Raw genomic sequence first — 13,127 nt, 5'->3', positions numbered from 1 at the left:
CAGCACCGCACTGGCCAGCACCGCACTATCGGCCGTGCTCGTACTCGAAGACGGCTCCCGCTACGTGGGCCGCGCCTACGGCAGCGAGGGTCAGACCCTCGGCGAGATCGTCTTCGCAACCGGCATGACCGGCTACCAGGAGACCCTGACCGACCCGTCGTATGCCGGCCAGATCGTGCTCATGACGGCGCCGCACATCGGCAACACCGGCGCCAACGACGAGGACATGGAGTCCCGCAAGATCTGGGTCTCCGGTTTCGTTGTGCGCGAACCCGCCCGCGTCGCCTCGAACCACCGTTCGACCCGTACCCTCGACGCCGACCTGAACGCCGGCGGCATCGTAGGCATCAGCGGCATCGACACCCGCGCGATCACCCGCCGCATCCGTTCGGCCGGAGCGATGCGCTCGGGTATCTTCTCGGGCGACACCTTCGGCCTCTCCGATGGCGAACAGCTCGAGCGGGTGCGCGCCGGCGCCTCGATGCGCGGCCGCAACCTCAGCGACGACGTCTCGACCGTCGAGCCGTTCTCGATTCCTCCCGTGGGTGAGCGCATCGGCTCCGTCGCGGTGCTCGACCTCGGCGTGAAGACGAGCACGCTCAACTTTCTGGCCGAGCGCGGCTTCGAGGTTCTCGTGCTGCCGCAGTCGGTGACCGCCGAGCACGTCTTGTCGCTCAAGCCCTCTGCCCTGTTCTTCTCCAACGGTCCCGGTGACCCCGCCGCGAGCGACAAGCACGTCACCCTGCTGCGGGAGGTGCTGCGCGCCGGGGTTCCGTATTTCGGCATCTGCTTCGGCAACCAGCTGCTCGGCCGCGCCCTCGGGTTTGGCACCTACAAACTGCCGTTCGGCCACCGCGGCATCAACCAGCCGGTGCTCGACAAGACCACCGGCAAGGTGGAGATCACCTCGCAGAACCACGGCTTCGCCGTCGACATGCCCATCGAGGGCGTGCTCGAGTCCAAGGCCGGTTTCGGCAAGGTCGAGGTGAGCCACTACAGCCTCAACGACCAGGTCGTGGAGGGCATCCGCTGCCTCGATATCGACGCGTTCTCGGTGCAGTACCACCCGGAGGCGGCCGCCGGCCCGCACGACGCCAACTATCTTTTTGACCGATTCAGGGATGTGGTGGTTGCGCGCAATGCGGCAGCCGCCGATGCAGGAGAGACCAAATAATGCCCAAGCGCGACGATATCAACAGCGTCCTTGTCATCGGCAGCGGCCCGATCGTGATCGGTCAGGCCTGCGAGTTCGACTACTCCGGAACCCAGGCCTGCCGGGTACTGCGCGAGGAGGGCGTGCGCGTCATCCTCGTCAACTCCAACCCGGCCACGATCATGACCGACCCCGACTTCGCGGATGCGACGTACATCGAGCCGATCACGCCCGAAATTCTCGAGACCATCATCGCCAAGGAACGCCCCGATGCGATCCTGCCGACCCTCGGCGGCCAGACCGCGCTCAACGCGGCCATCGCCCTTCACGAGCGCGGCATCCTCGAGAAGTACGACGTGGAACTGATCGGTGCGAGCTTCGACGCCATCAACAAGGGCGAAGACCGCCAGATCTTCAAGCAGCTCGTGCTCGACGCCGGCGCCGACGTGGCCCGCTCACACATCGCCCGTACGGTTGAGGAAGCCGTGGGCTTCGCCGACGACCTCGGCTACCCGCTCGTCGTGCGCCCCTCCTTCACCATGGGCGGCCTGGGCTCCGGCTTCGCCTACACCGAGGTCGAGCTGCGCCGCATCGTCGGCGACGGCCTGCACCACAGCCCGACCACCGAGGTGCTGCTCGAAGAATCAATCCTGGGCTGGAAGGAATTCGAGCTCGAGATGATGCGCGACCGCGCCGACAACACCGTCGTGGTCTGCTCGATCGAGAACGTCGACCCGGTCGGCGTGCACACCGGCGACTCGATCACGGTCGCCCCCGCGCTCACCCTGACCGACCGCGAATTCCAGCACCTGCGCGACATCTCGATCGACATCATTCGCGCCGTCGGCGTCGACACCGGCGGCTGCAACATCCAGTTCGCCATCAACCCGGCCGACGGCCGTGTCATCGTCATCGAGATGAACCCGCGCGTGTCGCGCTCCTCCGCCCTCGCGAGCAAGGCGACCGGCTTTCCGATCGCGAAGATCGCCGCCAAGCTGGCCATCGGCTACCGCCTCGACGAGATTCCCAACGACATCACCGGCGTCACCCCGGCGAGCTTCGAACCGACCCTCGACTACGTCGTCGTCAAGGTGCCGCGCTTCGCGTTCGAGAAATTCCCGGCCGCCGACCCGCGCCTCACCACGACCATGAAGTCCGTCGGCGAAGCGATGGCCATCGGCCGCAACTACGCCTCCGCGCTGCAGAAGGCGCTGCGCTCACTCGAGAAGCGCGGCTCGTCGTTCCACTGGGGTGCCGAGAACCGCACCCTCGACGAACTGCTGATCGAGTGCGAGATTCCCACCGACGGCCGCATCGTGACCGTGCAGCAGGCCTTCCGCAAGGGCGGCACCATCGAACAGCTCTTCGAGGCCACCAAGATCGACCCCTGGTTTCTCGACCAGATCGTGCTGATCAACGAGGTCGCCACCGCCGTCGCCGCGGCCGAACGCCTCGACATCGACATCCTGCGCCACGCCAAGGATCACGGCTTCTCCGACGCCCAGATCGGTGAACTGCGCGGCTTCGGCGAAGCGGATGTGCGCGCGGTGCGTCACATCCTCGGCCTCCGCCCGGTCTTCAAGACCGTCGACACCTGCGCGGGGGAGTTCCCGGCCCTCACGCCGTACCACTACTCCAGCTACGACCAGGAGACCGAGGTCGTGCCGAGCGACCGCCGCAAGGTCGTCATCCTGGGCTCCGGCCCGAACCGCATCGGCCAGGGCGTCGAGTTCGACTACTCCTGCGTGCACGCCTCGTTCGCCCTCTCCGAGGCCGGCTACGAGACCATCATGATCAACTGCAACCCCGAGACGGTCTCGACCGACTACGACACGAGCGACCGGCTCTACTTCGAACCGCTCACCCTCGAGGACGTGCTCGAGGTCATCCACGCCGAAAGCCAGAGCGGCGAACTCGTCGGCGTCGTCGTGCAGCTCGGCGGCCAGACCGCCCTCGGACTGGCCCGCGGCCTCGAAGCGGCCGGCATCCCGATTCTCGGCACCACGCCCGACGCGATCGACCTCGCCGAGGAGCGTGGACTGTTCTCCGGCATCCTCGACGCCGCCGGCCTGCTCGCGCCCCGCAACGGCGTGGCGACCGACTACGCCGGCGCCGTCGTCGCCGCGGAGGAGATCGGCTACCCCGTGCTCGTGCGCCCGAGCTACGTGCTCGGTGGTCGCGGCATGGAGATCATCTACGACTCCCCGTCCCTCGCCGACTACTTCACCCGCATGCAGGGACAGGGCATCATCGGCCCGTCGCATCCGCTTCTCGTCGACCGCTTTCTCGACGACGCCATCGAGATCGACGTCGACGCCATCTTCGACGGCACCGAGCTCTACATCGGCGGCGTCATGGAACACATCGAAGAGGCCGGCATCCACTCCGGCGACTCGAGCTGCACCCTGCCGCCCGTCACCCTCGGCCGCGCCGAAATCGACCGGGTTCGCGAGGCCACCCTCGGAATCGCGCGCGGTATCGGCGTCAAGGGACTGCTCAACGTGCAGTTCGCGATCGGCGCCGGAGTGCTCTACGTGCTCGAGGCCAACCCGCGGGCCAGCCGCACGGTTCCCTTCGTGGCGAAAGCGCTCGGCATCACGCTCGCCAAGGCCGCCGCGCTGATCATGGTCGGCACGACCATCAAGGAGCTCAAGGCCGCGGGCAAGCTGCCCGAGATCGACGGTTCCCGGGTGCCGATGGAGGCTCCGGTCGCCGTCAAGGAGGCCGTGTTGCCCTTCAACCGGTTCCGCACCCCCGAAGGACTCGTCGTCGACTCCGTGCTCGGCCCGGAGATGCGTTCCACCGGCGAGGTCATGGGCATCGACCGTGACTTCCCGCGGGCCTTCGCCAAGAGCCAGCTCGCCGCGTACGGCGGAATCCCGCTCTCAGGCACGGTCTTCGTGTCGGTCTCCGACCGCGACAAGCGTGCGATCATCCTGCCGATGCTGCGCCTGCAGCAGCTCGGCTACGAGATCGCCGCGACCGTCGGCACCGCCGAAATTCTGCAGCGCAACGGCATCCGTGCCCGCGTGGTGACGAAATTCAGCGACAAGGCCGACGACAACGACGTGTCGATCGTCGAACTGATTCGCCGCGAAGAGATCCAGATCGTGATCAACACGCCCGGCGGCCGCACCGCCCGAGCCGACGGCTACGAGATCCGCGCCGCCGCCGTCGCCGGCGACCTGCCGCTGTTCACCACGATCGCCGAGCTCAGCGCGGCCGTCGCCTCGATCGACGCGATTCGGGACGGCTTCGAGGTGACCAGCCTGCAGGAGTACGCCACGGCACGAACGGCCCTGCTGTGACCGACCTGACGGCGTCGCCGGCGACGGATGCCGCGGCGCCGTCCTTCGGGGATCGCCTCGAGCGGGTCTTCGGCGAGCAGGGGCAACTGTGCGTCGGCATCGACCCGCACGCCTTTCTGCTGACCGACTGGAACCTGCCGGACACCGCGGCCGGAGCCGAATCCTTCGGCCGCACCGTCGTGGCGGCCGCCGCCGGTTCGGTCGGCATCATCAAACCGCAGATCGCGTTCTTCGAACGCTTCGGGTCGCGGGGCTTCGTCGCCCTCGAGCGGGTGCTGCACGATGCCCGAGAAGCCGGCCTGCTCGTCATCGCCGATGTGAAACGTGGCGACCTCGGCACGAGCGTCGACGCCTACGGTGCCGGCTGGCTCGGCGCCGACTCGCCCCTCGAGGTTGACGCCATCACCGTGAGCGCCTACATGGGCCTCGGCTCGCTCGACGGTCTCATCGACCTCGCCGCTGGGCGCGGCAAGGGGCTCTTCGTGCTCGCGGCCACCTCCAACCCCGAGGCGGCAGAGATTCAGCGGGCCGTCATCGCCGACGGCCCCCACGCCGGAAAGGCCGTGGCCCGCGCCATTGTCGATCAGGTGGCCGAGCGCAACGCCCGCGCCGCGGTATCCGCTGTGCACACAGCAGGCTCAATCGGGTCGATCGGTGTGGTGCTCGGCGCCACACTCGACCTGGCTCATTTCGGAATCGACACGGCCCAGGTGCCCGCCCGTGGCCTCACTCCGGTGCTCGCACCGGGCTTTGGGCACCAAGGTGGAAATATTTCCAACCTGGCCGGGCTATATGGGGGATACTCGAAGAGCGTTATCGTGAGTGAATCGCGAAGTGTGCTTGCGGCCGGCCCCGCTCGGCTGGCCGAGTCGATCGTTCGTCGAGTCGCTGAGGTAGGAGCAATCCGTGGCTGAAGTTTCTGCAAAGCATCGCCCCACCCCACCCGAGGTTGATCGGGTAGCGGCCTCTAGGGCCGCCGTTGCCGCCCGGCGCGCCCGCGCCGCAGTGAAAGCACAGATCGCGGGGGGAGAGCGCACCGCGCTCGACGTTCTGTCCGCCGCACTCGCCCAGCCGACCGGTGTCGAGGGACGCCTGCGCGTCACCGAACTCCTCATCAGTATTCCCGCGATCGGCGTCACGAAAATGCAGCGCATCATGCACCGACTGGAAATCTCCCCCTCGAAGCGCCTCGGCGGCCTCGGCACCCACCAGCGTGACCGGCTGCGCGACTTTCTCAGCGAGCGGCCGTCGCTTCACCACGGCTCGCCCGATTCTCGCCTCGTCGTGCTGGCCGGGCCGACCGCTGTCGGCAAGGGAACCGTCGCCACCTACATTCGCGAGAACTACCCCGACGTGCACCTCTCGGTGTCGGCGACGACCCGGAAGCCGCGGCCCGGCGAGGTTGAGGGCGTGAGCTATTTCTTCGTGAGCGACGAAGAGTTCGACCGCATGATCGAGGCGAACGAGCTGCTTGAATACGCGACCGTGCACAATGCCTACCGCTACGGCACCCCGCGCGGTCCGGTTGATGCCGCGATCGCCGCCGGCAATAGCGTACTGCTCGAAATCGACCTGCAGGGTGCCCGCGCCGTGCGCCGCGCCATGCCGGAGGCCCGACTGGTGTTTCTGCTGCCGCCGACCTGGGACGAACTGGTGCGCCGCCTGATCGGCCGCGGCACCGAGGATTCCGCGGAACAGGCCCGTCGGCTACAGACCGCCAAGCTCGAATTGGCGGCCCAGGGCGAGTTCGATTACCGCGTCGTGAACACCGACGTGGGCGAAGCGGCCCGCGAGGTCGTAGACTTGATGCAGATTCGCGCGGCGACGACTTCATAGCGCCCGCTTGCAGCTCAGGACTCGTGCAGTTCACGTTCAGTTACACAACTCTAGTTTCACAACTCTCAAGGAGTGCGTCACCTATGACCACCAAGCTCACCGGCATCATTGATCCGCCCATCGACGACCTGCTCTCCAAGGTCGACTCCAAGTACGCCCTCGTGATCTTCGCGTCGAAGCGCGCCCGCCAGATCAACGACTACTACGCCGACCTGCACGAAGGCAGCCTGTTCGACAACGTCGGCCCGCTCGTCGACTCGACCGTCGACGACAAGCCCCTCTCCGTCGCCCTGCGCGAGATCAACGAGGACAAGCTCACCTCTCGCCCGATCGTCGAGCCGTAACCCTCGAAGACGCAGGCGCTGCGCGCACGATGTTGACAGCCCGCACGATTGTCGTTGGTATTACCGGCGGAATCGCGGCGTATAAGGCCGTCAGCGTCGTGCGCGCTTGTGTATTGCGCGGCGACAACGTGCACGTCATCGCGACCGAGGCCGCGCTGCGCTTCATCGGTAAACCCACCCTCGAGGCGATCTCCCGCAACCCCGTGCACACCGACCTTTACGAGGGCGTCGCCGCGGTGCGGCACGTGTCGATCGGCCAGTCCGCCGACGTCATCGTGATCGTTCCGGCGACCGCGAACACCATCGCGAAGATCGCCGCGGGTCTTGCCGACGATCTGCTCGGCAACACCATTCTCGCCAGCACCGCACCACTCCTCGTCGCGCCCGCCATGCACACGGAGATGTGGAACAATCCGGCGACTGTGGCGAACGTGCAGACGCTGCGGCAGCGCGGCGTGACCATTATCGGGCCGGCCGTCGGGCAGCTCACCGGAACGGATGTCGGCGCCGGCCGTTTGGAAGAACCGGACACAATTGTCGACGCCATTTATGCACTTCTGGATGCCGCCTCTGGGCACCGTCAGGATCTGGCCGGGCTGCACGTGCTGATCAGTGCGGGCGGAACCCGCGAGCCCCTCGACCCGGTCCGGTTTCTCGGCAACCGCTCGAGCGGCAAGCAGGGCGTCGCGCTGGCCGAAGCGGCGGCCCGGCGCGGAGCATCCGTCACCCTCGTCGCGGCGCACCTCGAGGTCAGCGAGCCCGTGGGCGTGCAGCTGGTGAGCGTGAGCACGGCCCTAGAAATGGAGCGCAGCATCCGCTCGCTCGCCGCGACCGCCGACGTGGTGATCATGGCCGCCGCCGTGGCCGATTATCGGCCCAGCACCGTGCAGCCGGGCAAGATCAAGAAAGACGACGTGGGCGACACGTTGACCCTCGAACTCGTGAAGAACCCCGATATTCTCGCGGGCCTCACGGCCGTGCGGCGGCCCGGGCAGGTCATCATCGGCTTTGCCGCGGAAACCGAGAGTGACCAGGCCGCGTTGCTCGCGCTGGGTCGCACCAAGCTCGCCCGCAAGGGCTGCGACTTTCTCGTCGTGAACCGCGTCGGCTGGTCACAGGGCTTCGCCACAGACGGTAACGCGATCACGGTGCTCGATCGCAGCGGAGCTATAGTGACAGAGGCCTCCGGAACGAAAATGTCGGTGGCCAATTCTATTCTTGACGTACTCGGTTCCTGAGGAACCGGTTCAGTCCCCTTCAATACCAGCCACACTTCTACAGCCGCCGAATTTCAGCACAGTTTGAATCAGCGCAGACGGGCCAGATGAGCGAGCTTCGCCTCTTCACCTCCGAATCAGTCACCGAGGGTCACCCCGACAAGATCTGTGACCAGATTTCGGACAGCATCCTCGACGCCCTGCTCACGGAGGACCCGCACAGCCGGGTCGCCGTGGAGACCCTCGTCACCACCGGTCTCGTGCACGTGGCCGGCGAGGTCTCGACCAAGGGCTACGTGGAGATCCCGTCGATCGTGCGCAAGTGCATCACCGACATCGGCTACGACTCGTCCGACGTCTGGTTCGACGGTCGCTCCTGCGGTGTGGAGATCTCCATCGGCGGCCAGTCGCCCGACATCGCGCAGGGCGTTGACGATGCCTTCGAGAGCCGTGAGCAGTCGAGCGATGACGCTTTCGACCGTCAGGGCGCCGGTGATCAGGGCATTATGTTCGGCTACGCGACTCGTGAAACCCCCGAGCTGATGCCGATCCCGATCTGGATCGCGCACCGCCTCGCCGAACAGCTCGCCGCCGTGCGCAAGAGCGGTGAACTCGACTACCTGCGCCCCGATGGCAAGACCCAGGTCACCATCGGCTACGACGGCTCCGTGCCGCGCACCGTCGAAACCGTCGTGCTGTCGACCCAGCACGCGCCCTCGGTGACGACGGAGCGCTTGCGCGCCGAGGTCGAAGAGCTCGTGATTCGGCCGGTACTGGCCCGCGTCGAGCTGGACTCATCGAACCTCACCACCCTGATCAACCCCACCGGCCGCTTCGAGATTGGCGGCCCGCAGGGCGACGCCGGCCTCACCGGGCGCAAGATCATCATCGACACCTACGGCGGATCCAGCCGGCACGGTGGCGGTGCCTTCAGCGGCAAGGACCCGTCGAAGGTCGACCGTTCGGCCGCCTACGCCATGCGCTGGGTCGCCAAGAACGCCGTGGCCGCCGGCCTCGCCGAGCGCCTCGAAGTTCAGGTTGCCTACGCGATCGGTAAGGCCGCCCCGGTCGGCCTCTACGTCGAAACCTTCGGTACCGGAACTCTGCCAGACCACGTGATCACCGCCGCCATTCGTGAGGTGTTCGACCTGCGGCCCGCCGCGATCATTCACGACCTCGACCTGCTGCGCCCGATCTACGCCCAGACGGCGACCTACGGCCACTTCGGCCGCGAACTGCCCGACTTCACCTGGGAGCGCCTCGACCGGGTCGACGACCTGCGCAGCGCCGCCAAGCTGTAGGGGCGCGGACGTGCCGCACACCGGACTGGTCGCGCGGGTACTGATCGATTCGCCGTTGCCGCAGCTGGACCACCTGTTCGACTACGGCATTCCGCCGGAGCTGACCGCACTCGTCACCCCCGGGGTGCGGGTACGGGTGCCGTTTCGCTCCGGCGGACGCATCGTCGACGGCTATGTCATCGAGGTCTTCGACCGGGCGGTCATTGCCGCGCAGGCAGAGGCAGCGGCCCGTGCCGCCGCCGCTGCGCAAGCGCCCGCACCGGAAGCGCCGTTCCTCGGAGCCCTCAGCCCGCTCGAGGGAGTCGTCTCGACCGCGGCCGTGCTGCGTCCCGAGGTGTACCGGCTGGCCCGCAGCGTGGCCGACCGGGCCGCCGGTAACGCGAGCGACGTCATCCGTCTGGCCGTACCGCCGCGGGCGGTGCGGGTGGAAAAGGCGTGGCTCGCCGCACGGGCCGCTGCGGTTGACGCCGCGCAGACGGATGCCGCGGTCACCGTTCCGGCCGCGCCCGTCGCCGAGCCGGTTACCGCGCTCGTCGCACCGTTTTTCGCCGGGTACCCGACCGGGCGCCTCGACACCGGCGTGATGAACCGCGAGCGGCTTGCCGTCGCCGCGATTCCCGAGGTCACCACCCTCGCGAGCGGGCGAACGGTCGGTCGCTGGGCGGTGACGCTCGCCGAACTCGGTCTGGCGACGCTCGGCAGCGGGCGAAGCGCCATTCTGTGCGTGCCGGATTTTCGCGACCAGGACCAGCTGCAGGCCGCCCTCGACGAGCTCGCGCCGGCATCGGCCGCTGAGGGCACCGTCACCCGGGTCGACGCCCGGCAGGCCAACCCCGACCGGTACCGGGCGTTTCTCGGCTGCCTCGACGATCGCCCGCGCCTCATCATCGGTAACCGTTCGGCCGTCTATGCTCCCGCCTTCCGGCTCGGCCTGATTGCCCTGTGGGACGACGGCGACCCGCTCTACTCCGAACCGCTCAGCCCCTATGTGCACGCCCGGGATGCCGCGCTCGTGCGCCGCGAGCAGGCCGACTGCGCGCTCGTGCTGCTGAGCCACTCCCGCAGCGTCGAAACCCAACGTCTCGTCGAGATCGGCTGGTTCACGGCGGTGCACCCGGCGAAGAACCGTCACCCGCGGGTGATCCCGACCGACTTTCAGAGTGAACCCGACCCGCAGGCCAGGGCCGCGCGCATCCCCTCGGCCGCCTGGCAGACCGCCCGCGAGGCTCTCACGCACGGGCCCGTGCTCGTGCAGGTCGCGAACCCCGGTTACGCGCCGATGCTCGCCTGCCAGAGCTGCAAGAAGGCCGCCCGCTGCACGACCTGCCAGGGGCCGCTCGGACTGGCCTCCCGAAACGCGGTGCCGGCCTGCCGCTGGTGCGGCGCCCTCGCGGCCGCCTGGGCCTGCGTGCACTGCGAGGCCACGAGCCTGCGGGTGACGTCAATGGGTACCGGACGCACCGCCGAAGAACTCGGCCGGGCCTTTCCGGGTGCCCGAGTGATCATCGCCGACGGCGACCACACCGTGCAGCAGCTCGGCCCCGAACCCGCCCTGATCATCGCGACCCGCGGCGCCGAACCGATTCCGACCGGTGGGTACCGGGCGATTCTGCTGCTCGACGGCGAACGCATGCTCGCCCGCGAATCCCTGCGGGTGGGGGAGGACTGCCTGCGCTGGTGGTCGAACGCGGCCGCGCTGGCCGCGCCGGGGGCATCCGTTTTGCTGGCCGGAGTCGGCGGAGCCCTCGCGAGTGCGCTCAACGCCTGGCAGCCGGAGGTCTTCGCCGCGAGCGAGCTGCGCGACCGACGGCAGCTGCGTTTTCCGCCGGCCGTGCGGGTGGCGTCGGTAACCGGCACCGCCGACGATGTCGCCGCGGCCCTCGCCGATCTCACCGGGCAGGTCAGCGCGGGGGCGCTGCCCGGACTCGACGTGCTCGGCCCGGTTCCGGCCGAGAATGAGCAGAACCAGGTTCGGGCCGTCGTTCGCTTCGGCTACGCGAGCGGCGCCGGGGTCGCGCACAGCCTCAAGGCATCCGTCGTGCGCAACGCGGCCCGGCGGCGACGACCCAAGTCGGGCTCCTTCGTGCCGACACCTACACTTAAGGTTCGATTCGACGATCCCGAATTGCTGTAATCCTGAGCTGAGGCTGTACATGAAACTGATTTTTGCCGGCACCCCCGCGGTCGCCGTGCCCAGCCTGCTCGCCCTCGCCGCGACGGACCACACCATCGCCGCGGTGATCACGCGAACGGATGCCCCGCTCGGCCGTAAGCGCGTGCTCACTCCGTCGCCGGTCGCAGACGCCGCCGACTCGCTCGGCTTCGACGTGCTGAAGACGAACCGCCTGGATGAAGCCGCGACCGAGCAGATCGCCGCCCGGCAACCCGACCTCGGCGTGATCGTCGCCTACGGCGGAATCGTGCGCGAGCCGCTGCTCTCGGTGCCCCGACTCGGCTGGATCAACCTGCACTTCTCGCTGCTGCCGCGCTGGCGCGGAGCCAGCCCGGTGCAGCGCGCCGTGATCGCCGGCGACGAACTCTCGGGCGCTGCAGTATTCCAACTCGTGCGCGAACTGGATGCCGGCGCCGTGTTTGGGCAGATCAGCCAGCCAATCGGCGCCCACAGCACGTCGGGCCACCTGCTCGAAACCCTCAGCCACAGCGGCGCCGAACTGCTCGTGCGGGTCGTTGCCGCCCTCGCCGACGGCACCGCCGAGGCCGTGGAGCAGGCCGGCGACGTCACCCTCGCCCCGAAACTCACCATCGAAGATGCCCGGGTGGACTGGACCCAGCCGGCCACGGTCGTCTACAACCGGGTGCGCGGCGTGACGCCGGAGCCCGGGGCGTTTACCACCGTCGACGGTACACGGTTTAAGCTTCTCGAGGTCGCTCCCGTCAGAGAGGTGCCGCCCCTGCCCGCGGGCATGATCTGCGAGCGAGACAAGAAAGTGCTGGTTGGAACGGGATCGGAGCCCCTGGAGCTTCTGTCCGTTCAGCCGGCCGGAAAGACGGCAATGACAGCATCCGACTGGTGGCGCGGAATTTCGGTGTCCGAGGTGATGGCGTCGTGAGCCTGAATCAGAGTGCCCCCCGCAGCGCCCGCCCGCCGCGCCCCGCCCGCAGCGCCGTGCCCGTCGACTTCGTTCAGCCGGCCCGCCGGGTGGCGTACGAGGTCATCGCCGCCGTGCGCGAATCGGATGCCTACGCGAACCTGCTGCTGCCGACCCGCATCCAGCGCGCCGCGCTCAATACCGCCGACGCCGCCCTCGCGACCGAGCTGACCTACGGCACCCTGCGCATGCAGGGCTTCTACGACCGCGTCATCGCCCTCGCCGCGAATCGGCCGGTCGACGCGATCGACCCCGCGATTCTCGACGTGCTGCGCCTCGGCACCCACCAGCTGCTCGGTACCCGCATCGCGACACACGCGGCCGTGAACGAGTCCGTCTCGCTCGCAAAGCAGGTCGGTTCGCGTTCGGCGACCGGATTCTGCAATGGGGTGCTGCGCACCATCTCCCGCACGAGCGTCGAGGAGTGGACCGTGCAGGTGCTCGCCGGCATCGACTCGGTCGACGAACGGCTCGCGGCCGAATACTCGCATCCGTCGTGGGTAGTGCGGGCCTTCCGGCAGGCCCTGCGCGCCGAGGGCCGGGAGACCGAGCTCGAAGATCTGCTCGCCGCCGACAACATGGCCGCGAAGGTCAACATGGTCGCTCTGCCGGGCCTGGCGACGGCCGAGGATCTCGATCTTCTCGGCCAGCCCGACGAGTTCTCGCCGACCGGGTTCGTGCTCGACGGCGGTGACCCGTACCACCTGATGAGTCAGTCCGGCGGGCGGGTGCGCGTGCAGGACGAGGGCTCGCAGCTCGCGGCCCTCGCGCTCAGCCGGGCGCGGCCGATCGTGGCGGGCGAACGCTGGCTCGACCTGTGCGCCGGCCCCGGCGGCAAGGCGGCGCTGCTCGCCGCCG

Annotated in this window: 10 protein-coding genes; all 10 read left to right on the top strand. The window is 68.3% G+C overall.

All coding sequences use genetic code 11. The features are described 5' to 3' along the window. Window positions 1–34: 34 nt before the first annotated feature. On the top strand, window positions 35–1,174 hold the full coding sequence (carA, locus tag E3T55_RS15725) for a glutamine-hydrolyzing carbamoyl-phosphate synthase small subunit (RefSeq protein ID WP_134520528.1): 1,140 nt from the start codon (window positions 35–37) through the stop codon (window positions 1,172–1,174). Then, the gene (carB, locus tag E3T55_RS15720; RefSeq protein WP_134520506.1) at window positions 1,174–4,461 is read left to right on the top strand and encodes a carbamoyl-phosphate synthase large subunit; all 3,288 of its coding nucleotides are present in this window, start codon (window positions 1,174–1,176) and stop codon (window positions 4,459–4,461) included. The genes carA and carB overlap by 1 nt, the downstream gene beginning before the upstream one ends. Next, window positions 4,458–5,375, top strand: a complete 918-nt coding sequence (pyrF, locus tag E3T55_RS15715) for an orotidine-5'-phosphate decarboxylase (protein WP_420898010.1) — start codon at window positions 4,458–4,460, stop codon at window positions 5,373–5,375. The genes carB and pyrF overlap by 4 nt, the downstream gene beginning before the upstream one ends. Continuing rightward, window positions 5,368–6,297 carry a guanylate kinase gene (gmk, locus tag E3T55_RS15710; RefSeq protein ID WP_134520505.1) on the top strand — a complete coding sequence of 310 codons (930 nt, stop codon included), beginning with the start codon at window positions 5,368–5,370 and terminating at the stop codon, window positions 6,295–6,297. Before pyrF ends, gmk begins: the two co-directional genes overlap by 8 nt. A gap of 83 nt (window positions 6,298–6,380) precedes the next feature. Beyond that, entirely contained in the window at window positions 6,381–6,641 is a 261-nt protein-coding gene (gene rpoZ / locus E3T55_RS15705; protein ID WP_119973450.1) for a DNA-directed RNA polymerase subunit omega, read from the top strand. 29 nt (window positions 6,642–6,670) lie between these two features. Then, the gene (gene coaBC, locus E3T55_RS15700; RefSeq protein WP_134520504.1) at window positions 6,671–7,879 is read left to right on the top strand and encodes a bifunctional phosphopantothenoylcysteine decarboxylase/phosphopantothenate--cysteine ligase CoaBC; all 1,209 of its coding nucleotides are present in this window, start codon (window positions 6,671–6,673) and stop codon (window positions 7,877–7,879) included. An 86-nt stretch (window positions 7,880–7,965) separates the two neighbouring features. Next, window positions 7,966–9,159, top strand: coding sequence for a methionine adenosyltransferase (metK, locus tag E3T55_RS15695; protein ID WP_134520503.1), 1,194 nt, complete (start codon window positions 7,966–7,968; stop codon window positions 9,157–9,159). 10 nt (window positions 9,160–9,169) lie between these two features. Beyond that, on the top strand, window positions 9,170–11,293 hold the full coding sequence (locus tag E3T55_RS15690; RefSeq protein WP_134520502.1) for a primosomal protein N' family DNA-binding protein: 2,124 nt from the start codon (window positions 9,170–9,172) through the stop codon (window positions 11,291–11,293). A 19-nt stretch (window positions 11,294–11,312) separates the two neighbouring features. Beyond that, the gene (gene fmt, locus E3T55_RS15685) at window positions 11,313–12,230 is read left to right on the top strand and encodes a methionyl-tRNA formyltransferase (RefSeq protein ID WP_134520501.1); all 918 of its coding nucleotides are present in this window, start codon (window positions 11,313–11,315) and stop codon (window positions 12,228–12,230) included. A gap of 56 nt (window positions 12,231–12,286) precedes the next feature. Further along, window positions 12,287–13,127: transcription antitermination factor NusB (locus E3T55_RS15680; protein ID WP_277613505.1), on the top strand; the 841-nt coding region annotated here is incomplete at its 3' end.

The organism is Cryobacterium frigoriphilum (genome assembly GCF_004403305.1).
Lineage (GTDB): Bacteria > Actinomycetota > Actinomycetes > Actinomycetales > Microbacteriaceae > Cryobacterium > Cryobacterium frigoriphilum.
The sequence above is the reverse complement of the archived record's forward strand: the minus strand, read 5'-3'. Positions and strand labels throughout refer to the sequence as shown.